The sequence below is a fragment of the Phaeobacter sp. JH20_29 genome, assembly GCF_048056175.1.
Lineage (GTDB): Bacteria > Pseudomonadota > Alphaproteobacteria > Rhodobacterales > Rhodobacteraceae > Phaeobacter > Phaeobacter bryozoorum.
In genome coordinates, this window is record NZ_JAYMWO010000012.1 from 151,158 (window position 1) to 173,237 (window position 22,080).

The 22,080-nt window shown below is 61.1% G+C and carries 21 protein-coding genes, 1 tRNA gene, 1 other RNA gene and 1 riboswitch; of the genes, 11 read left to right on the forward strand and 12 right to left on the reverse strand.

Annotated elements, in window-relative coordinates:
• Positions 1–3 precede the first annotated feature (3 nt).
• Both VWZ85_RS09535 and VWZ85_RS09540 read right to left on the reverse strand, forming a co-directional pair.
• Positions 4–1,926 (reverse strand): extracellular solute-binding protein, encoded by a 1,923-nt coding sequence (locus tag VWZ85_RS09535; protein ID WP_416588035.1) that lies wholly within the window; start codon positions 1,924–1,926, stop codon positions 4–6.
• A gap of 232 nt (positions 1,927–2,158) precedes the next feature.
• Positions 2,159–2,662 (reverse strand): c-type cytochrome, encoded by a 504-nt coding sequence (locus tag VWZ85_RS09540; RefSeq protein WP_340546711.1) that lies wholly within the window; start codon positions 2,660–2,662, stop codon positions 2,159–2,161.
• A gap of 118 nt (positions 2,663–2,780) precedes the next feature.
• Between VWZ85_RS09540 and VWZ85_RS09545 the strand changes: the two genes are divergently transcribed.
• Positions 2,781–3,614 carry a prephenate dehydratase gene (locus tag VWZ85_RS09545; protein ID WP_340546710.1) on the forward strand — a complete coding sequence of 278 codons (834 nt, stop codon included), beginning with the start codon at positions 2,781–2,783 and terminating at the stop codon, positions 3,612–3,614.
• 102 nt (positions 3,615–3,716) lie between these two features.
• On the opposite strand, the gene VWZ85_RS09550 is transcribed toward VWZ85_RS09545, so the two are convergent.
• Positions 3,717–4,184, reverse strand: coding sequence for an SRPBCC family protein (locus VWZ85_RS09550; RefSeq protein WP_340546709.1), 468 nt, complete (start codon positions 4,182–4,184; stop codon positions 3,717–3,719).
• A 69-nt stretch (positions 4,185–4,253) separates the two neighbouring features.
• Complete coding sequence (nudC, locus tag VWZ85_RS09555) at positions 4,254–5,249, reverse strand: NAD(+) diphosphatase (RefSeq protein ID WP_416588037.1); 996 nt, start codon at positions 5,247–5,249, stop codon at positions 4,254–4,256.
• A gap of 314 nt (positions 5,250–5,563) precedes the next feature.
• Here nudC and VWZ85_RS09560 point away from each other — a divergent pair, with 314 nt between their 5' ends.
• From VWZ85_RS09560 to VWZ85_RS09570, 3 genes are all read left to right on the forward strand, one after another.
• Positions 5,564–7,432 carry a 5'-nucleotidase C-terminal domain-containing protein gene (locus tag VWZ85_RS09560; RefSeq protein WP_416588039.1) on the forward strand — a complete coding sequence of 623 codons (1,869 nt, stop codon included), beginning with the start codon at positions 5,564–5,566 and terminating at the stop codon, positions 7,430–7,432.
• 86 nt (positions 7,433–7,518) lie between these two features.
• Positions 7,519–7,617, forward strand: an RNA gene (gene ffs / locus VWZ85_RS09565) — signal recognition particle sRNA small type.
• Positions 7,618–7,824: 207 nt separating this feature from the next.
• A riboswitch (cobalamin riboswitch) is annotated at positions 7,825–8,066 on the forward strand.
• A gap of 91 nt (positions 8,067–8,157) precedes the next feature.
• A complete protein-coding gene (locus VWZ85_RS09570) occupies positions 8,158–8,571 on the forward strand; it encodes a hypothetical protein (protein ID WP_416543228.1) in 414 nt (137 codons plus the stop codon).
• A gap of 125 nt (positions 8,572–8,696) precedes the next feature.
• Here the strand turns inward: VWZ85_RS09570 and VWZ85_RS09575 are convergent, their stop codons facing one another.
• Complete coding sequence (locus VWZ85_RS09575) at positions 8,697–9,248, reverse strand: protein-tyrosine phosphatase family protein (RefSeq protein WP_340546844.1); 552 nt, start codon at positions 9,246–9,248, stop codon at positions 8,697–8,699.
• Positions 9,249–9,478: 230 nt separating this feature from the next.
• On the opposite strand from VWZ85_RS09575, the gene VWZ85_RS09580 reads away from it, so the two are divergent.
• From VWZ85_RS09580 to recR, 4 genes are all read left to right on the forward strand, one after another.
• Positions 9,479–11,341 (forward strand): DNA polymerase III subunit gamma/tau, encoded by a 1,863-nt coding sequence (locus VWZ85_RS09580; protein ID WP_416588041.1) that lies wholly within the window; start codon positions 9,479–9,481, stop codon positions 11,339–11,341.
• A gap of 17 nt (positions 11,342–11,358) precedes the next feature.
• Entirely contained in the window at positions 11,359–11,730 is a 372-nt protein-coding gene (locus VWZ85_RS09585; protein ID WP_260082097.1) for a hypothetical protein, read from the forward strand.
• 10 nt (positions 11,731–11,740) lie between these two features.
• Entirely contained in the window at positions 11,741–12,085 is a 345-nt protein-coding gene (locus tag VWZ85_RS09590; protein ID WP_019298230.1) for a YbaB/EbfC family nucleoid-associated protein, read from the forward strand.
• 157 nt (positions 12,086–12,242) lie between these two features.
• The gene (recR, locus tag VWZ85_RS09595) at positions 12,243–12,842 is read left to right on the forward strand and encodes a recombination mediator RecR (protein WP_416534616.1); all 600 of its coding nucleotides are present in this window, start codon (positions 12,243–12,245) and stop codon (positions 12,840–12,842) included.
• A gap of 152 nt (positions 12,843–12,994) precedes the next feature.
• Here recR and VWZ85_RS09600 read toward each other — a convergent pair.
• Both VWZ85_RS09600 and VWZ85_RS09605 read right to left on the reverse strand, forming a co-directional pair.
• Positions 12,995–13,071, reverse strand: a tRNA-Met gene (locus VWZ85_RS09600).
• Between the two features lie 255 nt (positions 13,072–13,326).
• The gene (locus tag VWZ85_RS09605) at positions 13,327–14,097 is read right to left on the reverse strand and encodes a DUF1013 domain-containing protein (RefSeq protein ID WP_340546702.1); all 771 of its coding nucleotides are present in this window, start codon (positions 14,095–14,097) and stop codon (positions 13,327–13,329) included.
• Between the two features lie 142 nt (positions 14,098–14,239).
• Between VWZ85_RS09605 and VWZ85_RS09610 the strand changes: the two genes are divergently transcribed.
• Together VWZ85_RS09610 and VWZ85_RS09615 are read left to right on the forward strand one after the other, a co-directional pair.
• Entirely contained in the window at positions 14,240–14,923 is a 684-nt protein-coding gene (locus tag VWZ85_RS09610; RefSeq protein WP_416588043.1) for a ribonuclease T2 family protein, read from the forward strand.
• A 214-nt stretch (positions 14,924–15,137) separates the two neighbouring features.
• On the forward strand, positions 15,138–15,995 hold the full coding sequence (locus VWZ85_RS09615) for a DUF2189 domain-containing protein (protein WP_416588045.1): 858 nt from the start codon (positions 15,138–15,140) through the stop codon (positions 15,993–15,995).
• A gap of 49 nt (positions 15,996–16,044) precedes the next feature.
• Here the strand turns inward: VWZ85_RS09615 and VWZ85_RS09620 are convergent, their stop codons facing one another.
• Both VWZ85_RS09620 and VWZ85_RS09625 read right to left on the reverse strand, forming a co-directional pair.
• Complete coding sequence (locus VWZ85_RS09620; protein ID WP_416588048.1) at positions 16,045–17,037, reverse strand: NAD(P)H-quinone oxidoreductase; 993 nt, start codon at positions 17,035–17,037, stop codon at positions 16,045–16,047.
• A gap of 91 nt (positions 17,038–17,128) precedes the next feature.
• Positions 17,129–17,851 (reverse strand): COQ9 family protein, encoded by a 723-nt coding sequence (locus VWZ85_RS09625; RefSeq protein WP_416588051.1) that lies wholly within the window; start codon positions 17,849–17,851, stop codon positions 17,129–17,131.
• Between the two features lie 241 nt (positions 17,852–18,092).
• Here VWZ85_RS09625 and rpsU point away from each other — a divergent pair, with 241 nt between their 5' ends.
• Entirely contained in the window at positions 18,093–18,299 is a 207-nt protein-coding gene (gene rpsU, locus VWZ85_RS09630) for a 30S ribosomal protein S21 (RefSeq protein WP_005614280.1), read from the forward strand.
• Between the two features lie 480 nt (positions 18,300–18,779).
• On the opposite strand, the gene ppk2 is transcribed toward rpsU, so the two are convergent.
• The 3 genes from ppk2 to VWZ85_RS09645 form a co-directional block, all read right to left on the reverse strand.
• On the reverse strand, positions 18,780–19,697 hold the full coding sequence (gene ppk2 / locus VWZ85_RS09635; protein WP_340546697.1) for a polyphosphate kinase 2: 918 nt from the start codon (positions 19,695–19,697) through the stop codon (positions 18,780–18,782).
• A gap of 217 nt (positions 19,698–19,914) precedes the next feature.
• Positions 19,915–21,504: a GMC family oxidoreductase gene (locus tag VWZ85_RS09640; RefSeq protein ID WP_340546696.1), complete on the reverse strand. Its 1,590-nt coding sequence runs from the start codon at positions 21,502–21,504 to the stop codon at positions 19,915–19,917.
• Positions 21,505–21,606: 102 nt separating this feature from the next.
• Positions 21,607–22,065, reverse strand: coding sequence for an Lrp/AsnC family transcriptional regulator (locus tag VWZ85_RS09645; RefSeq protein ID WP_014875917.1), 459 nt, complete (start codon positions 22,063–22,065; stop codon positions 21,607–21,609).
• Between the last annotated feature and the right edge of the window lie 15 nt (positions 22,066–22,080).

A 22,080-nucleotide genomic window follows, 5' to 3' on the forward strand; every position in this document is an offset into this window, starting at 1 on the left:
CGCTTACCTCAACGCGCCGGAGGATTTCAATGCCGCTTCTTTCTCGGCGTTGACCCACCAGACATCACTCAACCCCAGATCGAACAGCGGCAGGGTCTCTGGCTGCTCATAGAAATTCCAATAGGCCACCCAGTTCACATCCAGATACCAGGTCGGCACCATGAACCGCTTGGCGCGCAGGACGCGATCTAGGGCACGCACATTGGCATATAGTTCTTCCTGTTCTTCCGCCTTCACGATCGCGCCGATCAGCGTATCAACTGCTGGGTCCGCCATTCCAGCCGGGTTGAACACCGAAAACTCGTGCGCGTCAGACCCAAACTGCTGATAGAGCCCGGTCGAAGGTTGCAGATATTTCGGGTAGGCGTAGGTAATCATGTCGAAGTCTTTTTCACGACGGCGGCTGGTATATTGCGCAAAATCGACCCGGTTGGAAATCGCGTCGATCCCTATCTGGCGTAGATTGGCGATATAGGGCTGCACGATCCGTTCAATCGTCGGCGAATCGATCAGGAACTCCAGCTTCAGCAGCTCTCCTTCGGCGTTGCGACGCAGACCGTCGTTGCCAACAGTCCATCCCGCCTCATCCAGCAGCTTCATGGCCCGACGCAGGTTACGCCGATCCGCCGGACGATCCGGGTTGGAGCTATGAGCCATCACCGGCTCGCTGGTCAGCAGCGCTGGATCAATGAGATCGCCCAGATCCTTCAGCACCTCCAGTTCGCGCCCCTCGGGCAGGCCCTTGGCTTCCAGCGCTGTGTCTTGCCAGAAGGAATGGCGCTGCGCGAACAGCCCATATTGCAGGCTGTCATTGGTCCATTCGAAATTATAGCCAAGCTGAACCGCCTCACGCACGCGCGGATCTTGGAATTTAGGGCGCAGGAGGTTCATCACAAACCCACTGGCGGCCGGGACATTGCCATCCGGGAATTCCCCCTTCACCACATCCCCCTCCTTGACCGCATCGAACTCATACGACGTTGCCCAGCTCTTGGAGCTGTTTTCTGGCCGCATGGTGTAAATGCCTGCCTTGAACCCTTCCATCGCGGCAACGCTGTCGCCAAAGTACTCGATGCGGATGCGGTCATAGTTGTGACGCCCGACGTTCACGTTGACGTCGTTACCCCAATAGTCGGGGTTGCGTTTGTAGATGATGCGCTGGTTCACATCGACCGTTTCCACCACATAGGGACCTGATCCGATGCCAGGATCCAGGCGCGGCTCATCCAGGCGGCGGTTCTCCGGGTCTGCCTCGAACCATGCCTTGGAGAACACCGAGGTGCCGCCGACCTGCGTGATCATCGCCCGGCGCGGGAAATCCGGCGAAAAGTAGAATTTTACCCGATGCGGGCCAAGAACCTCGGCCTTGGGGATGCGTTTCTTCACCGCCTCCGCATAGGACTGCAATCCCTGCTCCAGCAGCAGGTTGTGGGAAAACACCACATCCTCAGCTGTGACAGGGGTTCCATCCGAAAACCGCGCTTCGGGGCGCATGTTGAAAATCACCCAATCCTGGCTTTCGGGATACTCAAGGCTTTCGGCCAGCAGCCCATAGTAGGATCCCGGCTCGTCATAGGATCCAATCATCAGCGATTCAAAATGGTCCGCCGACATCGCGCCGCCCCGACCCTTGCGGGTATAGGGGTTCATGCTGTCAAAGGTGCCCACCGCCGACAGAGACAGTTCGCCCCCTTTGGGCGCCTTTGGATTGACGTAGTCGAAATGTTCAAAGCCTTCAGGATATTTCAACTCTCCAAATTCGGTGAACCCGTGGCTTTTGATTACCTTGTCTTCGGCATGTCCCAGGGTGACGGCCAGTGCCAGCATCGCAAATGCGGCAAACCCTGTCATCACGGCCCGAAAAAGCGGTTGCGGATCAATCGCTCGGGCCAAAACGGCACGACGCGGTGTGGTGGGCGTCTTCATCTGCCAATACCTCCATTGTCCGGCCTTCGCTGCCAGGATCATTCGCTGTCCCAAAGCTAAGCGGGCCGACCCCCTACATTCAAGTTCAGATTGGCTGAATTTCCCGTGTGTCAACCGATGTCAGGGCATGAACCCGCCTGCCTAGACATCAAATCCGCGCCAGCACACCCCGAAAGCAAAAAGACCGCACCAACTGGCGCGGTCTTTTGATCATGGGCAAAGGCAACTGAAATCAGTTGTCGAGGCTGTCCAGATAGGCAATCAGGTTCACCCGATCGCTCTGTTTTTTCAGGCCACTGAAGCTCATGGTAGTGCCCGGCGCATATTGCGATGGCTTGGTCAGGAAGGCATCGAGCTCTTCAGCTGTCCATTCGCCGCCCATCCCGGCCAGCGACGCGGAATAGCCAAAGCCATCTGCGGCAGCAATCGGGCGACCAACGACTCCGTAGAGGTAAGGACCGGTGCTATTGGCACCAGCTTCGAGTTTGTGGCAGGCGGAGCATTTCTTGAAGACATTGGCACCTTTGCCAACATCTGCTGCGGCCATCAGTTCGCCGAAGTCGACGACTTCAACTACTTCTTCCGCACCTGCCTCTTCCACTTCGATCACATAGGAAGCCTCGCCATGAGCTTCGGTGTGATAGAGCCCCTCTGCGGCCCATTTGCCTAGCAGGAGCACGAGGAAAGCGCCGCAAAAGCCTGCGGTCGCTTTGGTAAGGGTCATCGTGTCAAACATGATCGCGAGTCCATTTCAGCTGTCTGGGAGGGTGTCTAAGGCTTCCCCTCTCAAGTGGCAAGGTATAGACAGCGCGACGAAACGCCCGTTTTTGAAGTTTTGCACGGATGTCGCAGTTATGACCCATAGAATTGCCATTCAGGGGGAGCTTGGCTCCTACAGCCACGAAGCCTGCCGCAAGGAGCGCCCCGACATGGACGTGCTGCCTTGTCGCAACTTCGAGGATGCCATTGACGCTGTCCGCAACGGCGAAGCCGAATTGGCGATGCTGCCGGTGGAGAACTCCACCTACGGGCGCGTTGCGGATATCCACCGCCTGCTGCCCCACAGCGGTTTGCACATCATTGATGAGGCCTTTGTGCGGGTGCATATCAATCTTCTTGGCGTTCCTGGTGCGCGGCTTGAGGATATCAAGGACGCTCATTCGCATCTGGTGCTGCTCCCGCAATGCGCGCGTTTCCTCAGCGAAAACAACATTCGCGGCCGCGTCAGCCCGGACAACGCCCGCGCCGCGCGCGATGTCGCTGAACAAGGCGACAAGAGCCATGCGGCGCTGGCCAGCGAATTGGCCGGAGAGATCTACGGCCTTGAGGTGCTGGCACGCCATATCGAGGATCATGGCAACAATACCACGCGCTTCCTGACCATGTCGCGTGAGCCGAATCTGGAGCGCCGTGGCAACCACGGCATGATCACCAGCTTTGTCTTTCAGGTCCGCAACATCCCGGCAGCTCTCTACAAGGCGATGGGCGGATTCGCGACCAACGGTATCAACATGACCAAGCTGGAGAGCTACATGGTCGACGGGTCCTTCACAGCGACCCAGTTCTATGCAGATATCGACGGTCATCCCGACGATCCAAATGTGCAGCTCGCCATGGACGAGCTGGCCTATTTCACCACCAACATTGAAATACTGGGTGTCTACCCGGCCAATGACGACCGATTCTGACCGGTGTCGTCGCGGCTAACGCGTCGATGGCGGCCTCAGCTACCGGCCCCGGATCGGTCATCCCGAATCCAACCCAGCAGCCGGTTGGCCCGCGGGCCATGCTCAGGCTGAACGATTGACGCGCTCTTCCGTCTGCTTGGCGAACTCGGACACCCGCTTCTTGAAACCACGCTTGAGTTTGGTTTTGGCCAGTTTCAGCGACTGAACCATCAAACGCCCTGACAGTGTCTTCGGTGTCAGCGTCAGGGTCACGGAAAGCCGGGTGCGCTGGGGCGACAGGGCCAGCAGCTCAATATCCATCGTGCCATCCATCCCGCTACCCGTGCCGCTCAGAATCATCTGAGTTACCGGCTCGTAGGTGCTAAGCGACAGATGCAGATTGCGCTTCTTTCCGCGGAACTGAAATTCGATGTCCCAGGCCAGCCCGTTCTCCGGATGCTGTGCATCTCCCAGGCGCTGCACATCGACACCCCGACGCAACGCCATCCGCTCCATGCTCTCGAAATCAGAAATCGACCGAAAGACTTCGGCGATAGGTGCGTCGATGTCTTCTTTGCTGGAGAAATCCATGGGCATCCTGTCGTTACGGCGGATCTGCAAGATCCAATGGCAGTCTTGAGCTGAATTCTACTATTCGTCTCAATCCAGTGTATCTGCAAGCCAGTTCTGCAAAAGGAAATGTGCAATTGCGCCGTTGCGCGGTCTGCGAATTTCAGGATGGCCCCCTTCAAAAACCGTCATCATCTCCTGCCGCGAAACCCAGCGCGCCGCTTCGATTTCTTTCGGGTCGATGGTGATCTCCCGCCCAAGAGCCTCGCCCGCACAGCCAAACATCAACGACATAGGAAACGGCCAGGGCTGGCTGGACAGGTAGCTGACGGCGCCGACCTTCACCCCTGTTTCCTCTTCCGTCTCGCGTCTCACGGCTGCTTCCAGCGTTTCTCCCGGCTCCACGAAACCGGCCAGCAGCGAATACATCCGCTCCGGCCACCCCGGCGAGCGACCAACCAGAACGGCATCACCATGGGTGATCAGCATGATGACCACCGGGTCGGTACGCGGAAAATGGGCCGCACCGCAACTGGGACAAAGCCGCTGCCAGCCAGCCTGCGCCATATTGCTCTTCGCGCCACAACAGGCGCAGAACCCATGGCTGTGATGCCAGCCGAACACCGCCCGTGCCATCGCTGCCAGTTCGGCATCCTCGCGACTGAGTTGTGCCATGATGCGGCGCAGCTCCACAAACCCCGTGTCAGTGGGCAAATCCGGGTGCCGCTGTTCACTGTTGTCGACAAAGCTGCGCAGCGCGCTCTCGTCATGATTGTCTGGCTGCCACCCACTGATATCAAGCGAGAACCGTGCCAAACCAGCAGCACAGCATCCCAGGAAGACCGCCTGCCCCACACCTGCCGTCGCCAGGGGATGATCCGACCCGATCCAAGCCAGAGCATCCGGCACAGCGCCGCTCTCCACTCCCGCCTCGGGTAGCGTACATAGCGGTTTCCCTCTCCAAATCAAAAGGATACGGCAATTTTCGCTCTGCCAGCGTGTTGTCAGGGCCGCCGGATCATCCCGGAGCTGTGCGGCCCGGTCCAGACCGCTGCCACCAAATGTCACTTGTTCCGCCTGTCGCATCGCGCTGCCCCGCTGCTACGTCTGCGCACTGATGTGTCGCAGCACCTGAATCTGGCAGAGAAATACATCTATGAGATGATAAGCTGTTTCCTCTGCGCCACAGTGATCTAGAAATATCCTGACCCCTCGCAACAGGTGAAAACCGTAATTCCGCAGCATCTCAAGTGGAAAGCAACGCGATTGATTAGAATTTTCGGCAACAAGCGACTTTCGGGCGTCACATTTGATTGCTTCAAACAGGCAAACAGGCTTGTTAATAAATTGGCAATCAATGCCACCCCGGGGTTCGCCGTGAGACCGCTAAGAAACGCAATATGACAGGATCGGATCAAACCGAAGACGAAAAGGTCGGATCCCTGCGCATTCTGGCGACCACGGATCTGCATGCTAATCTTTTGAGTCACGACTATTATTCTGATCGCCCCGACCCAAGCCTGGGGCTCTCTCGTGTTGCCACACTGATCGCTGAGGCGCGCGAGGAAGCCGCTGCCAAAGGCGCCGCGACACTGCTTGTCGACAATGGCGACAGCATCTTCGGCACCCCGATAGCAGAGCGCCCGATGCAGCTCAGCGAGACCCGCCCGGCCCCGGTTGCCCGCGCGTTCGACCTACTCGGCTACGATGCGATCGGGCTCGGCAACCATGATTTCGATTTCGGCCTGGATCAGCTCAGGCAGGCCTTGCTGCAGATCTCCTGCCCCGTCATCTGCTCAAATATGCAGCTGGTGGATCCGCAGGTTTCCTTGCCTTTTTGCCAGTCCGCAGTGCTCGAACGCGTTTTCCCCGGTTCGGAGGATCTGCCGCTTCGGATCGGCGTGCTCTCGGTTCTGCCGATGCAAACCCTGAAATGGGCCGCGCATCAACTGCAGGGTCGCGTCACCATCGACGACATGGTGCAATGTGCCGCCCGGCAGGCCGACGCGTTGCGCGCCAGGGGCTGCGATATCGTCATCGCGCTGGCCCATACCGGTATCGGAGAGCAAACTACCGGATACGGCATTGAGAACGCACTCCACCCGCTTGCAGATCTTGGCGTTCTGGACGCCATCATCGGAGGTCACACTCATCTGACCCTGCCGGATCCGCGCCACCCCGTATCCGCACCTGTGGTGATGCCGGGTGCCCATGGCTCACACCTCGGCGTGATCGACCTGCACGTCCAGCTGCAATCGGGCCGCTGGACCGTGACCAAAACCACCTGCAGATTGCGCCCTATCGCCCGGCGCAAGACCATCGCCGGCGCGGGTGGCATGCTCGTTCCCCTGGTGGCCGAAGACCCCGTCATGGTCGACGCCCTCGCAGAAGACCACGCAGAGACACGCAGGCGGATGGCCCAGCCTGTCGGCAGCACCAGCAGACCGCTGCACTCTTATTTCACCTTCCTTGGTCGCGATCAGGCCCTCGCGCTGGTGGCCTGGGCCCAGGCGGCTGCGGTGCGCCCCGCCCTGCGAGATACTGTTGCCGGAAACCTGCCACTGCTCTCAGCGACCGCTCCCGGCAAATTCGGCGCCCGGTCAGGTCCGTCCAACTACACAGATGTACCGGCCGGCCAGATGTACATGCGCCATGTCGTCGACATCCAGCCCTTCCCGAACGAGCTGCGCACGGTGGTTCTGAATGGTGCCCAGCTGCGCGATTGGCTGGAGATGTCGGCGGGTCTCTTCAATCAGATCGCGCCGGGCACCTCTGGAGACCCGCTGTTGGACACGGACCGGGCCGGTCACAACTTTGATGTCATCTTTGGGCTGCAATACGACATCGATGTCTCCGTACCTGCCAGATTTGCCAGCGATGGTGAGCTGATTGACCCCAGCAATCACCGAATCCGCAATCTGCGCTGGAAAGGGGCTCCAATACCAGAGAACCAACATTTCGCCGTAGCAGTAAGCAGTTACCGCATTGGCGGCGGCGGCAACTTCACGATGGCCCAGGCCGCGACCCGCCTGCCGACGCCCCCCCTGCGGGTCAGGGACGTGATTTGCGATTATGTCGCCGGGCGCCTGATGCGCGATCCATTGGAACAAGCGCCGCCCCCCTGGCGGCTGTCCAGTCACCCCTCGACCGAGGTCGAGATCTTTACCGGACCCGGCGCCCGCACATATCTCACCGATCTCGACCCGGCCCGCCACAATTTGTACGGCACAACCGCCGACGGATTTTTGCGGATCGGTGTCAAGCTCTGATCCCCGCCTGAATGCGCCCGCTGCCATGCGCCTTATTGCGGTCAGACGGGCTTGCCATTCCTGATCTGCCCTCCTATATCGACCAGTGAGAGGTTGGCGCGGGCAAGCGCCTCGCCAACCTGGTCAGATCCGGAAGGAAGCAGCCACAACGAGCCCCGCTTGGGTCGATGTCCAACCTCTCACCTCCCACCATCCCCGTCATTCAGTCGCCGCCCCCGGCAGAGTTAGCTGCCTCTTGCCAGTTTGGCCGCTGATCCGCCGCACCAAACGGCGCTGGCATTGCCGCTATATATAGTGGCACGGGGCGCCACTCCGCCCCGATATGGTAGACAATACGCCGAAGAAATACCCCATCCCCTGACGTAGCGCTTGACGACTCGCCCCGCCAGCCGCTAGCCCTAGTGGCAGATGGTTCCTGCATCGCTGCCACGCGATCAGGATGAAAAGGGAACACGGTGCGAGATGGTAGACATACCGGATCAATGCCGCGACTGCCCCCGCAACTGTAAGCGGTGAGCAACCTCGGACCATGCCACTGATGCCACGGATCCCGTTGGATCCCACGGTGTTGGGAAGGCCCCGAAGTTGCCGCGACCCGCGAGTCAGGAGACCTGCCATCTGATGAGAAACTCGAAACCGGGCGGGGTGTCCTGGCAGGGTCTGCATGTCCGCCGATTGGCCTGCCAGCTCTGACCGTTCATCCCCTCCTTCGCGCGGAGGGCGCAATGAACTGGACTGATACGACACATGGCTATTCCCTGAGCACCTGCCAGCATCTGGGGCAACCCTGCCCGGCGGCAGAGCGCATGATTGCGCGCCTCGCCGCCGCCATGGGACAGGCAAAAGCCGTCACAACCGAGGATTTCGAAGTTGCCGGGACATGCGAGCTGACCGCCTGCGACCGGCCCTGCGAGGCGAGATTTGCCGCCAGACATGACCGCATCCGCATTTATTGTGGTGTCTCGCAAGAGGCGGATCTGGCCGGTCTTGACCGTTTCGCGGATGCCCTCTTTCTGCCCTCGGCTGACAGCCTCCCCCTTGCCAAGCTGCCGGATTACCCCTGCGGCTTGGCACAGGCTGTGCCGCTGGCACCTCAGATGGCCCGAATCACCCCTCCGCAGCTCGCAGCTTTCAGCTGAACGCCGCTTTGAAAGGACCGCACGCCGCGCTTGCGCGGCGCCACGCCCAACGGGATATGACCTTGCCGAAGGTCATATCCGGGCGGGAGCATCTCCCTGCGCCGGCCCCTTTCACACAGCCGCTGTCAGGAGCCTTTGCCGGGAATACGCCTCGGGCCATACGCCCAGATCATCTGAGCGTCGGTCTCGATTGCGCAGGGGCGAATGGCCCGTAGCCGTGCCAACGCCAGATCCGGCCGCTCGCCGCATTCCGTCATCAGCCGCAGCACCACCATGCCAGACCGGCCACAGCCACCCCGGCAATGCACCAGCACCCGACCACCGCCAACAAGCGCCTTGCGCGCCAGATGGCTGACCTCCGGCCAACGGCTCAGGATCTCCGGCGGCGGCGCACTGAAATCAGGGACGGGCAAATGTATCCATCGGCTGCCGATACTCTGCAGATCCGTCCCGATCGTCTCGGCACCAACTGCGGCATGTTCCTCCTCCGTGGTCATCGAAATGACCAAACCGGGCTGCCACTCTCGAATGTGGTCCATATCGCCACGATAATCGCCCCCTGCACCAGGCAGCGGGCATAGCGCCAGAATACCATCCGCCACCGAAAGCGCGTGCAAGATCAGCGTGCCCCCGGCCCGCTCCTCTTCGATGTCACCGTGTTGAGATCCATCCTCCATGGTCAGCCCCCACTGCCAATTCACCGCCTGATCCTACGCCAGCAATCCCCCCGGACGATCACATCCTCCAATGTAGCGATCTGTCGGCCCTGCACCTAATGGTTTCTGAAAGCCCGATGGCACACACGGCTTATCCTGCCGCGACCACCATCAGCGGTGGACGCCACGCGCGGGCTTGCCTACTTTACCCGGACATCAACGACCGACCCCCGAATCTGGCACGAGACATCATGAGCGACACAGCAGGCGACACAGCAGACCAAACCTCGGGTCAATACCAGGTTCTGGCCCGCAAATACCGGCCCGAGACCTTTGCCGATCTGGTGGGTCAGGACGCCATGGTGCGGACGCTGAAGAACGCCTTTGCCGCCGATCGCATCGCCCAGGCCTTCATCATGACAGGCATCCGCGGCACCGGCAAAACCACAACCGCCCGGATCATCGCCAAGGGCATGAACTGCATCGGCGAGGATGGCCAGGGCGGCCCCACCACCGATCCTTGCGGCAAATGCGAGCATTGCACGGCGATCATGGAAGGCCGCCATGTCGATGTGATGGAGATGGACGCGGCCTCGCGCACAGGTGTCGGAGACATCCGCGAGATCATTGACTCGGTGCAGTACCGCGCCGCCTCGGCCCGCTACAAGATCTACATCATCGACGAAGTTCACATGCTATCGACCAGCGCGTTCAACGCGCTCTTGAAGACGCTGGAGGAGCCGCCCGCGCATGTGAAGTTCATCTTCGCCACCACCGAAATCCGCAAGGTGCCGGTGACGGTGCTGTCGCGCTGCCAGCGGTTTGACCTGCGCCGGATCGAGCCGGAGGTGATGATTGCCCTCCTGCGCAAGATCGCAACGGCTGAGGGCGCCCAGATTGCCGACGACGCGCTGGCGCTCATCACTCGCGCCGCCGAAGGATCTGCCCGGGATGCGACCTCGCTTCTGGATCAGGCGATTTCCCATGGCGCGGGCGAGACCACCGCCGATCAGGTCCGCGCCATGCTGGGCCTTGCCGACCGCGGCCGGGTCTTGGACCTGATGGACATGATCCTGCGCGGCGATGCGGCGGCGGCACTGACGGAACTCAGTGCGCAATATGCCGAGGGCGCAGACCCGTTGGCGGTGCTGCGCGATCTGGCGGAGATCACCCATTGGGTTTCTGTGGTGAAGATCACGCCTGATGCGGCTGAAGACCCCACCGTCAGCCCCGATGAGCGCGCCCGTGGCGGCCAGATGGCCGAAGCCCTGCCGATGCGGGTGCTGACGCGGATGTGGCAGATGCTTCTGAAGGCTCTGGAGGAGGTTGCCGCCGCCCCCAACGCGATGATGGCGGCCGAAATGGCCGTGATCCGTCTGACTCATGTGGCTGATTTGCCAACCCCCGAACAGCTGATGCGCACGCTTCAGGACACCCCGCCGCCACCAGCTGGCCCCGGCAATGGCGCCCCCCTGCCGCAGGCGGGCGCGCAGGGGCACCATGCCGGGCAATATGCGGGCCAAAACACCGGCCAGAATCAAAACTCCGGCCACAACATGGGTCAGACAGCCTCCGGCTATCAGCCCGGCCCTGGCAGCGGGCCGACGATGTCGCAGACCATCTCCGCCACGGGCGGCGGACCGGCCACTGCCCTTGCGCCGCAGATGGATCAGGCGCTGGCCCGATACCCCAGCTTTGAACATATCGTTGAACTGATTCGCGTCCGCCGGGATGGCCTGCTGCTGGAATATGTCAAAACCTACCTGAGGCTGGTCTCCTACCAGCCGGGGCGGATCACCATCCAGCCCACCGATGACGCGCCCAAGGATCTGGCACAACGCCTTGGCCAGCAGCTGCAGACCTGGACGCAGGCACGCTGGGTCATTTCCATCGCAAACGAAGGCGGCGGTGAGACGATCACCGAACGCGACAACGCAGTGGAAAACGCCCTGCGCGACAAGGCCAGTCAACATCCGATCGTGCAGGCCGTTCTGGACAGCTTCCCCAAGGCCAGGATCATCAAGATCCGCACCGCCGAAGACCTCGCCGCCGAGGTCGAAGCAGACGCCCTGCCAGAGGTCGAGGACGAATGGGATCCCTTCGAAGAAGAGTAACTTGCTTTGCAGGCTTAATGACGCTGTTTCCCGCTGCAGCAATTGCAGAAGTCTGTGATAAGGAACGACTATCTTGGAAACCGGGTGATGGTCCGGCCACCGCCTGGGATGAGTTGATAGGCCTCTCCACCCTGCCCGTGTCCCTTGCGTTGCTTGCCCTTGCGGGCATCGCTCTGACCACACGAAACCGCCCGACCTTCGCAATCGCTGCCGTGCTCTGGGCCGGTCTTGCCTTTGTCGTTGCGATTGACCGGTACGAAAACGCGCTGAATTATGCGGTAGCCTACGACCTTGCAGAAGATTGCTTGGCGCCACCCCACTTGTTCATCGGCCTTGCAGTTGCGATATGTGCCGGGATGACTTACGGCGCGCTGCGCCCTCGCACTTAGGAGAAAACAGATGCTCAAAGGCCTCGGCGGTCTTGGCGACATGGCCAAGATGATGAAATCGGCACAGGAACTGCAAACCAAAATGGCGCAGATGCAGGAAGACCTGCACAATGTCATGGTCACCGGCGAAGCAGGCGCAGGTCTGGTGAAGGCAACCGCCTCGGCCAAGGGCGATCTGAAGGCGCTGGATATCGACCCGTCGATCTTCAACGGCGACGACAAGGAAGTGGTCGAAGACCTGATCCTCGCCGCGATCAAGGATGCCCAGGCGAAGGCAGCCGAGAAGGCGCAGGACGAAATGGCCAAGCTGACCGAAAGCATGGGCCTGCCCAAGGATATCAAGCTGCCGTTCTAAGCTGCGGCATCATGCAGACCCGATCAGGCGGCCCTGTGGCCGCCTTTTCTTTTGCCCCGCAGGCAATGTAAAACAAAACCTGAACAGACTGCCTGCGCCCCCTTGTGCTTTCCAAGGGCAATCAGCCTATATAGCAGGGCAGACAGGGGCGTTAGGCATGATCAAGAACTCCACCACCGATATCGAAGACCTGATTGCCCTGATGGCCAAACTGCCAGGGCTGGGGCCGCGCTCTGCCCGCCGGGCGGTCTTGCACCTGATCCGCAAACGCGCCCTGCTGCTGACACCACTGGCTGAAACGATGAGTGACGTTGCAGCCACGGCCCGTGAATGCCTCAACTGCGGCAATGTCGGCACCAGCGATCTCTGTACCATCTGCGAGGATATGACCCGCGCCAATGGCGAACTCTGCGTGGTGGAGGATGTCGCGGATCTCTGGGCGATGGAGCGGGCGGCGGTCTTCAAAGGGCGTTATCACGTGCTTGGCGGCACCCTGTCGGCGCTGGATGCCGTTGGCCCCGACGAGCTGCGCATTCCCCGTCTGGTGGACCGGGTTCAGGCCGAGAACGTCACGGAGGTGATTCTGGCGCTCAACGCCACGATCGACGGCCAGACCACGGCGCATTACATTGCCGATCAGCTCAACGGCCGGGTTCGGCTCACCTCTCTTGCGCAGGGCGTGCCCATCGGCGGAGAACTGGATTACCTCGACGAAGGCACCATCACGGCGGCCCTGCGCGCCCGCAAGGACATCTGACACGCCCGTGCCACCCTTGGCCCGCGACCACGCCCCATGCCCAGGCGATATCTGATCAGACACAGCGGTTGGACGCTGATGTTCACAGGCGGAAACGCCGCGCAGTCACTCGGCACTATGCCAGTGGTCGAGTCTTTGTTTTCAAGGAGAAATGGTGGCGTGGGGGAGACTCGAACTCCCGACCTAACGATTATGAGTCGTTCGCTCTAACCAACTGAGCTACCGCGCCGTCGGGGTGCGAGGTACGCCAGCCACGGCCGCGCGTCAAGGCAGAAATGTCAGAAAAATGCAGCGATCCGCACCGAAAGGCGAATTTTTTGTGACGGTCGAATAATTGGCCTGCCCGCAGCTCAGCGGCCTGCCAGCATCCACGCCACAGCCACCCCGAAGGCAAGGCGCCTGAAACGCAAAAAAGCCACGGAACGCTGTGCATCCCGTGGCTTTTTTCTATCTTGCGTCACCCCTGTGCAGGGGCGCGTGTGGCTTAGAAACGGGGATCCGTATCGTCCTCGTCATCCTCGTCATCGCCACCGGCAGGCAGATTGAAGAAGCTGTCAGCGTCAACCACATCCTCTTCTTCGGCGCGGCTCGGCTTGTCGCTGCCACCGAGGGTAAAGGTCTCCAGACCCTCGATCGCCGACGGCATACGGGGCTCTGCGTCCATCTCCAGCGACTGTTCAGTCGACACCAACTTGCGACGTTCGTCATCGCTCATCACACCACCTTCGGCAGCCTTCTTGGCGGCGGCTTTCTGTACGGCGGCATCCAGTTCGGACTGTTTACACAGGCCCAGCGCGACCGGGTCGATCGGCTGGATATTGGCAATGTTCCAATGGGTCCGCTCGCGGATCGCCTGAATGGTCGGCTTGGTGGTGCCCACCAGCTTGGAAATCTGGCCATCGGACAGCTCAGGGTGGAACTTCACCAGCCAGTAGATCGACGCCGGACGGTCCTGACGCTTGGACAGCGGCGTGTAGCGCGGTCCACGGCGTTTCTCTTCACCGGCAGCAGCCGGATTGAACTTTAACTTCAGCTTATGCAGCGGGTTGTTTTCGGCCTTATCCACCTCTTCCTGCGTCAGCTGGTTGTTGGCAACCGGGTCGAACCCTTTGACGCCAGCAGCCACATCGCCATCAGCGATGCCCTGGATTTCCAGCTCGTGCATACCGACAAAATCGGCAATCTGTTTGAAGCTGATCGTGGTATTGTCCACCAGCCACACGGCGGTCGCCTTGGCCATCAACGGTTTTGCCATGCGCTCATCTCCTTAGTAACACGGTTGTCCCAGATACATCTTTCCCGTCGCCTGAAAGAGGCTTCCCCGATTTGGGGCGGTTTCCGTTGTCGGGGAACTTCAATTCTATATAGTCGCGATGTTTCTATAAGGAAAGAGGCGAATGCGCGGCATCAAACGGACCCTGAAGGCAGCCCTTATTGCGGTAGCAACTGTCGGACTGGGCATCGCCTTTTCCGCGACATCGCCGAGACAGGCAACAGCCGAAGGCGAGATTACCGGGCAGTTCGACTACTATGTCCTCAGTCTCAGCTGGTCGCCGAACTGGTGTGCGCTGGAAGGCGATGCCAAACGGTCCGAGCAATGCGACCCCCGCCACGATCATGGCTGGACCCTGCATGGGCTCTGGCCGCAGTTCCATCGTGGCTGGCCGAGCTACTGCCGCACCGCAGAGGCACCGCCGACCCGCCAGCAGACGCAGCAGATGGCCGACATCATGGGGACCTCCGGCCTCGCCTGGCATCAGTGGAAGAAACACGGAACCTGTAGTGGCCTGTCCGCTCGCGAATATTTCGCCCTCTCCCGGCAGGCCTATGCAGAGATCAACCGACCGCGTGCCTTTCGCAGGCTGACCCAAGCCGTGACGCTACCCGCCAGTCTGGTGGAGCAGGCCTTTCTGCAGGACAACCCCGATCTGAAGCCCGACACGCTGACCATCACCTGCCGCGATGGCCACATCCAGGAAGCCCGCATCTGTCTGTCCCGCGACCTGAAACCCGTGCCCTGCGGCCGCGACGTGATCCGGGACTGCACGCAGAAAAACGCGGTGTTCGAGCCGATCCGCTAGCGCTGCGATCGGCACGGCCAGACGTCTCCTGCGCCGAAGCACAGGGAGAGGCACCGGGAAATGGCATCCCTCGCGCCATAGTGACCCAATTTGCGCTGCCTTTATGGTAGACTGAGCATATGCACCACTCTGAGAGCACCTCAGATCCGGACCTGTCGTGCTCACCTCCCTTGACCGGACTGCCGCGCACTGCGCGAACCCGAGAGGAATAATCATGGCACGAACCATCGGAAACCCCATCAGCTGGCTGGCAAAATCCGTTGGCCTGACCAGTTCCCATCTATCCGCTTCGGTGGACCATCTGGGCAGTGACAAGGCAGGCGAGATGCCCCGCGTGCTCCAGCTGGACATGGCAGACCTCGGTGCTGCGCTGCGGGCCGGGTGGCAGGATTTCGCGGCCTGCCGATCTGATGCCATGGCGCTTGTCTTTCTCTACCCGCTGATTGGCGTGGCCTTGGTTGTCCTCAGCCTGTCGATGAACCTCCTGCCGTTGATCCTCCCGCTGGTCCTCGGATTTGCGCTGGTTGGCCCGGTCGCCGCCGTTGGGCTCTATGAGATGTCATCACGCCGCGAGGCCGGTTTCACACCGCGCTGGATGGACGCCTTTGCCGTGCTGCGCTCCCCGGCGTTCCTGTCGATCCTGATGCTGGGCCTATATCTGGCCGCGCTCTGCATCCTCTGGCTGACGGTGGCTACGGCGATCTACAACCGCACGCTCGGGCCCGAGGCCCCGACATCTCTGGCGGCCTTTACCCAGGATATCTTCACCACCGGTGCCGGCTGGGCAATGCTGGTGATCGGCGGCACCGTAGGCGGGATCTTCGCCTTTGCAGCGCTCGCGGTCAGCCTTGTGTCTTTTCCGCTGTTGCTGGACCGGCATGTCGGCCTGCCCATCGCTGTCGCCACATCCCTGCGCGTGGTGCGCCGGAATCTCTGGGTCTCGCTGGTCTGGGGCCTCATTGTCGCGCTTGCGCTGCTGGTCGCTGCGATCCCGATGTTTGCGGGCATGATCGTGGTGGTCCCGGTATTGGGACACGCCACCTGGCATCTCTATCGCCGAGCCGTTGCCTAACACGTGTCGGCGACAACCGCGCCAGCACGATCAGCCCGCGCGGCGGGGCCTACCCCTCGCCGCCGACCTCCAGAACAATCTTGCCGATATGCGCAGAGCTTTCCATCCGTGCATGGGCCGCCGACGCATCTTCCAGGGCAAAGGTCTGGTCCATCACCGGCGCGAATTTCCCTGCCTCGATAAGTGGCCAGACCACCTCGCGCAGATCCCGCGCAATCTGCGCCTTTGCCAGATCGCTCTGTGGTCGCAGTGTTGATCCGGTCAGCGTCAGACGCCGCGCCATGACCTGGGCAAAGTTCAACTCCACCTTCGGACCTGACAGAAACGCGATGTGGACCATGCGGCCATCATCCGCGAGCGCACGCACGTTGCGCGGAATATAGTCTCCGCCCACCATGTCCAGAATCAGATTGGCCCCGCCTTCGCTTTTCATTACCTCGACGAAATCCTCATCACGGTAATTGATCGCCCGTTCGGCCCCAAGCGTCAGGCACGCCGCACATTTCTCATCTGATCCGGCGGTCGTGAAGACCCGCGCGCCCAGCTGCGAAGCAAGCTGAATCGCGGTTGTTCCGATACCGGATGACCCTCCGTGAACAAGAAACCGCTCCCCGGCCAGCAGGCCCCCGCGGGTAAAGACGTTGGACCAGGCGGTGAAACAGGTCTCCGGCAGGCAGGCCGCCTGCTTCATTGACAGCCCCTCAGGCACCGGCAGGCAATGCGCCGCTGGCGTCGCGACATATTCGGCATAGCCGCCGCCGGGTAGCAGCGCACAGACCCGGTCGCCCACAGTCAGCTCGCTGACCCCGGCGCCAATGGCGACCACCTCGCCTGAGGCTTCCAGGCCCGGCAGGTCGCTGGCGGTCGGGGGAGGTGCGTATTTGCCCGCGCGTTGCAGCGCATCCGGGCGATTGACGCCTGCATAGGCCACTTTCAGAACCACCTGCCCATGCGCCGGGCTCGGCATCGGGCGCGCACAGCCCTGCAAAACCTCAGGCCCACCCGGCTCGCGAATCTCAATCGCCTGCATCATCTCGGTCATTGGCATTCCTCCGCTGTTGTCACTGCCTAGCAAAGGACGGCTGCCCGTCAAAGACGTTGCATTGGCACAGGCAACCAGAACGTTGCGCCCATCAGCGCCGCGGGGTCGACCAACTGCCCGGCAGGTCGTCGCGCGCGCTCGGCGCCTTTATCTGCTGGGCCAGCCAGTTCGGCCCGACCAGCAGAGGTTTCAGCAACGGGTTGGACTGCACCTGCGCCTTCAGTTTCTCGAACTGCATGACGTTATCGATGCGACGGTCGAGAAACTCCCAGCTGGCCTGGTGGTTCAGACTGTCGTCTCCCAGCCAATAGAGCACGGTCGAAGAATAAACGCCCGCAAGCGATCCCCGCTTGGTGTACCAGTTGATATCCTCCGAAGAATCGCCAAGCGCGGTCCAGATCGCATCCACCGTGCCCCAGATCAGCCGAACACCATCGCCTGCGTATTGTGGCAGCGAAAACAAAGTGGTGCCACGGCGCACGGCTTCCTTATCGTCGACGACCTCCAGCCGCAGACGCACCGCCCGTGCGATCTTGTCGCGAAACCGCAGGCCGGTCATGTCCTCTTGCGCCAATCGCTCAAGCATCAGCTGATCACCTCGCCTGTGAAAGGCAACCGCCAGATCTACCGCGCCGCGTGGGCACAACGCCTCCGCCAGCGCCGGGGCAACCCCGGCGTCCGCCACAGCTGCAGAGAATGTCGAGGCGCTCCAGCCATCAAAGGGCACATGCAGTAATGCGGCAATCAGCAGCCGCTCGATGGTGTCGCCCGCCTCAGGCACGGAGCGCGGGTCGGTGTGATCCTCAATCGTCATGATATCGCCTTCCGAAATCTCATCTCTCTCTAATCGCAATCGCGTCTTCTGGACACCGGGTATCACCTGCGGCGCGGACAGACACGCCCGGACTGTTCGGCTCAGCGACAATGACGCATCAAACAGCTACAGGAGCATCTGCACCGCCCCTGCCCGGCACTGGACAAGCTAGCACGACCTTGCTATATGGCCAGCTCCTGCAAATCCTTGCAACTCAACTTAGAAAGGTGGTGAAAACCACATGCAGGTTAGTGTTCGCGACAATAACGTCGATCAGGCGCTTCGTGCCCTGAAGAAAAAGCTGCAGCGTGAAGGCGTCTTCCGCGAAATGAAGCTCAAGCAACATTTCGAGAAGCCGTCCGAGAAAAAAGCGCGTGAGAAAGCTGAAGCGATTCGCCGTGCCCGTAAACTGGCACGTAAGAAAGCACAGCGCGAAGGCCTCCTCTGAGCCCTTCGATCCGCAGTTCTGGACGCAAAATTGACGACCCCCGAGGCTTTGCCGCGGGGGTTTGTCGTTTTTGCCCTCCCCGAAAATAGCGAGTGCGACAATCCGTCGCCTATAAAATTAATATTTTATCAAAAAATACACGCAATACGTGTGTTCGTTTCAGGAAAACTGCGCTAGTCTGGTTAATGCACGGGCAGGCTGAAGCGTTTCCCCAGCAGCTGCCCGCTCCATCGGATCTGGAACACCCGGTGGTTTAAACCCGGAGCAGGCAGCGTCTCCCCCCCATCAGGCGCTTGTCTTACCCCCTTACAACCAAGGCATTTGCCGCTCCGGGTTCCTTCTCTCCTCAGAACCCACGGGTAGACAGCGCCCTGACTGCGCTTTCCCTAACAGCCCCGCACCACGCCTGCGCGCCCGCCCGATCAGGCGCAGCCAGGCCACGGTCCCGGCGGCTGTCCAGACGCGACAAACGGCCTGCCGTCAGTAGATCTTGGGCACGTAGAGGTCATCCGGCAGCACCCGGCGTTCGTAATCCGGCTTGTACTCCCGGTCCGGCAGCGAGACCCGTTCGCTCGGCACCTCGCTATATGGAATCTTCGTCAGCAGATGCTCGATACAGTTCAGCCGCTCGCGCTTCTTGTCGTTGCCCTCGACGATATACCAGGGCGCTTCCGGGATATTGGTGCGCTCGAACATATCCTCCTTGGCCTTGGTATATTGCTCCCAGCGGATTCGGCTCTCCAGATCCATCGGCGACAGCTTCCACTGTTTCATCGGATCATGGATCCGCATGAGAAACCGCAGCTGCTGTTCTTCATCGGTGATGGAGAACCAGTATTTCAGCAGGATGATGCCCGACCGAACCAGCATCCGCTCGAATTCGGGAACGTCCTGAAAGAACTGTTCGACCTGGTCATCGCTGGCAAATCCCATCACCCGCTCCACCCCGGCGCGATTGTACCAGGAGCGGTCGAAGAGCACGATTTCACCCGCCGCCGGCAGATACGGCACATAGCGCTGGAAATACCACTGGCTCTGCTCACGGCGGCTGGGGGCGGGCAACGCCACCACCCGCGCCACCCGCGGGTTCAGGCGCTGGGTGATCCGCTTGATCACCCCGCCCTTGCCTGCGCTGTCGCGGCCCTCAAACAGGATGCAGACCTTTGCCCCAGTGTGCTGGACCCAGTCCTGCACCTTGATCAGCTCCGCCTGCAACCGCAGCAGATTGCGGAAATAGACCTTACGGTCCAGCATCTCCGGATGCTGTGAGCGATAGATCTTGCGCAGCTCCATCGACAGCATCGGTTCGGCGAACTCGATCTCGAAATCTTCGTCCAACGTGTCCTGAAGTTCAGCGTCCAGCCAGTCAAAGGAATCAGGGTCATACTCGCTGGTCACGCTCGGGCTCCTTGGTCGGTTAGTGGTCAGTCACGCGGCAGTAGCAGGCGGATGTGATTGTTTCATGTCACACCATACCGTCGCAGAGATCCGTCGGCACTCCGCGCCGTCACTGCCAACAGGCCATCGCTCCCCGTGGCGCGACCGCCGACAGGGTCAGAACAGGGAATCGAATAATCCGAACGGGCGCAAGGGGGCACGGTGCGAGAAACGCCAATTACGCGCGATGATCACTCAAAATCATGTCAGCTGCCTTTTCCGCGATCATGATTGTGGGGGCATTGGTATTGCCGCTGGGAATCACCGGCATCACACTGGCATCAACCACCCGCAGCCCCGCCACTCCGCGCAGCCGAAGTGCCCCATCCACCGGCGCCGTCTCCTCGATGCCCATCCGCACCGTACAGGTCGGGTGAAATATCGTGGTGCCGATATCACCCGCTGCCTGCATCAGATCCGCCTCCTCATCGGATCCGCCGCCCGGCTTCAGCTCCTCCGGCAGATAGCGGCGCATGGCGGACTGCCCCATGATCGCGCGTGCCTGCCGGATCGCGGCGACCGCGACCTGACGATCGCCTGCGGTTGACAGGTAATTGGGTGCAATACGCGGCGCCTGCATCGGATCGGCGCTGGTGATCGCCACCTCACCCCGGCTTTCGGGCCGCAGGTTGCACACACTCGCCGTCAGCCCCGGAAAGTCATGCAGCGGCTGACCAAATGCCTCCAGCGTCAGGGGCTGCACGTGATACTCCAGATCCGGCGTTGCCAGATCCGGGCGCGACCGTGAAAACGCACCCAGCTGACTGGGCGCCATCGACATCGGGCCAGACCGGCGCAGCGCATATTCGGCAGCGATCTTCACCTTGCCAATCAGCGAGTTTGCCAGCGTGTTCAGCGTCTTTGCCCCGCTCAGCCGCCAGGCGCAGCGCAGCTGCAGATGATCCTGAAGGTTCCGCCCAATCTCAGGTAGGTCACGATGCACCTCGATCCCATGCGCCCGCAGCAGTTCCGCCGGACCCAGGCCAGAGAGTTGCAGGATCTGAGGGCTGTTGATTGCGCCCGCCGACAGCACGATTTCCCCCCGCGTCCGCGCGGTCCTGATCACGCCACCCTGGCTGTACTCCACGCCCACCGCCCGGCCCTCTTCGATCAGAATGCGCCGTGTATGGGCGCCGGTCTCGACCTTCAGTGTCTCGCCGGTGGCAGTCCGCAGAAACGCCTTTGCGGTGTTCATCCGCCAGCCGCCACGCTGATTCACCCGGAAGTAACCGACTCCTTCGTTGTTACCGGTGTTGAAATCCGTGACCTTTGGCAGCCCCCAGTCCGCGGCCGCCTGCATCCAGTCGTCCAGCACATCCCAATGCAGCCGCTGGTTTTCCACCCGCCATTCGCCGCCCGAGCCGTGCAGATCGGACGGCCCTTCGACGTAATCCTCCGACTTCTTGAAATAGGGCAGCACGTCGTCCCAGCCCCAGCCGGTCAGGCCGCGCTGACGCCAGCCGTCATAATCCGCCGCCTGTCCGCGCAGGTACAACATCCCGTTGATGGAGGAACAGCCGCCCAGCACCTTGCCACGCGGATAGATCAGCGCCCGCCCGTTCAGCCCGGCCTCGGCCTCGGTCCGATACATCCAGTCGGTACGCGGATTGTTGATGCAATAGAGATATCCCATCGGGATATGCACCCAATGGTAGTTGTCCCGGCCTCCCGCTTCCAACAGCAGCACGCGCTGCCCTGCGGCACTCAACCGGTTGGCCAGCACACACCCCGCGCTGCCCGCGCCAATGATGATATAGTCCCAGTCCATATGCCCCCACCCGCGACGATCCTGCCGTCTTGTTCTGCCGGAGCAGTCTTTCCCAGATCACGGAGCCTTACAAGCCGCCCTGCCACAGGGCCGCTGCCGCGATCAGACCGGCAGCGCCGTGGTCTTGAACACCGTACGCAGCGCAAAGGAGCTTTGCATCTGCGCCACGCCGGGCAGTCGCGTCAGATGCTGGCGATGGATGCGGGCGAAATCATCGGTGTTTTCAGCCACCACTTTCAGGATGTAATCCGCCGTTCCCGCCATCAGATGACATTCAAGCACATCCGGAATGCGTGCCACTGCCTTCTCAAACGCGTCCAGCAGCTCGTCGGCCTGGCTTTGCAGGGTAATCTCCACAAATACCGTTGCGGGCAAGTTCATCTTGCGTGCATCCAGCAGCGCGACATAATTGCGGATATAGCCATCCGCCTCCAGGCGCTGGACCCGTCGGTGGCAGGCCGACGCCGACAGGTTAACCTGTTCGCTCAGCTCTGCGTTGGAGATCCGGCCCTGCTTCTGCAACACCTGCAAGATCCGACGATCCGTGTGATCAAGTGACATATGGTGAAAGATCCT

Excerpts from the sequence above, each read along its gene's own strand:
- VWZ85_RS09560 (WP_416588039.1), top strand. The coding sequence starts at position 5,564 with ATGACAGGATCGGATCAAACCGAAGACGAAAAGGTCGGATCCCTGCGC.
- VWZ85_RS09550 (WP_340546709.1), bottom strand. The coding sequence starts at position 4,184 with ATGGATTTCTCCAGCAAAGAAGACATCGACGCACCTATCGCCGAAGTC.
- VWZ85_RS09645 (WP_014875917.1), bottom strand. The coding sequence starts at position 22,065 with ATGTCACTTGATCACACGGATCGTCGGATCTTGCAGGTGTTGCAGAAG.
- VWZ85_RS09545 (WP_340546710.1), top strand. The coding sequence starts at position 2,781 with ATGACCCATAGAATTGCCATTCAGGGGGAGCTTGGCTCCTACAGCCAC.
- VWZ85_RS09615 (WP_416588045.1), top strand. The coding sequence starts at position 15,138 with ATGGCACGAACCATCGGAAACCCCATCAGCTGGCTGGCAAAATCCGTT.
- VWZ85_RS09570 (WP_416543228.1), top strand. The coding sequence starts at position 8,158 with ATGAACTGGACTGATACGACACATGGCTATTCCCTGAGCACCTGCCAG.
- VWZ85_RS09640 (WP_340546696.1), bottom strand. The coding sequence starts at position 21,504 with ATGGACTGGGACTATATCATCATTGGCGCGGGCAGCGCGGGGTGTGTG.
- VWZ85_RS09575 (WP_340546844.1), bottom strand. The coding sequence starts at position 9,248 with ATGGAGGATGGATCTCAACACGGTGACATCGAAGAGGAGCGGGCCGGG.
- nudC (WP_416588037.1), bottom strand. The coding sequence starts at position 5,249 with ATGCGACAGGCGGAACAAGTGACATTTGGTGGCAGCGGTCTGGACCGG.
- rpsU (WP_005614280.1), top strand. The coding sequence starts at position 18,093 with ATGCAGGTTAGTGTTCGCGACAATAACGTCGATCAGGCGCTTCGTGCC.
- VWZ85_RS09620 (WP_416588048.1), bottom strand. The coding sequence starts at position 17,037 with ATGACCGAGATGATGCAGGCGATTGAGATTCGCGAGCCGGGTGGGCCT.
- VWZ85_RS09535 (WP_416588035.1), bottom strand. The coding sequence starts at position 1,926 with ATGAAGACGCCCACCACACCGCGTCGTGCCGTTTTGGCCCGAGCGATT.
- VWZ85_RS09605 (WP_340546702.1), bottom strand. The coding sequence starts at position 14,097 with ATGGCAAAACCGTTGATGGCCAAGGCGACCGCCGTGTGGCTGGTGGAC.
- VWZ85_RS09610 (WP_416588043.1), top strand. The coding sequence starts at position 14,240 with ATGCGCGGCATCAAACGGACCCTGAAGGCAGCCCTTATTGCGGTAGCA.
- VWZ85_RS09590 (WP_019298230.1), top strand. The coding sequence starts at position 11,741 with ATGCTCAAAGGCCTCGGCGGTCTTGGCGACATGGCCAAGATGATGAAA.
- VWZ85_RS09540 (WP_340546711.1), bottom strand. The coding sequence starts at position 2,662 with ATGTTTGACACGATGACCCTTACCAAAGCGACCGCAGGCTTTTGCGGC.
- VWZ85_RS09625 (WP_416588051.1), bottom strand. The coding sequence starts at position 17,851 with ATGACGATTGAGGATCACACCGACCCGCGCTCCGTGCCTGAGGCGGGC.
- VWZ85_RS09580 (WP_416588041.1), top strand. The coding sequence starts at position 9,479 with ATGAGCGACACAGCAGGCGACACAGCAGACCAAACCTCGGGTCAATAC.
- recR (WP_416534616.1), top strand. The coding sequence starts at position 12,243 with ATGATCAAGAACTCCACCACCGATATCGAAGACCTGATTGCCCTGATG.
- VWZ85_RS09585 (WP_260082097.1), top strand. The coding sequence starts at position 11,359 with ATGACGCTGTTTCCCGCTGCAGCAATTGCAGAAGTCTGTGATAAGGAA.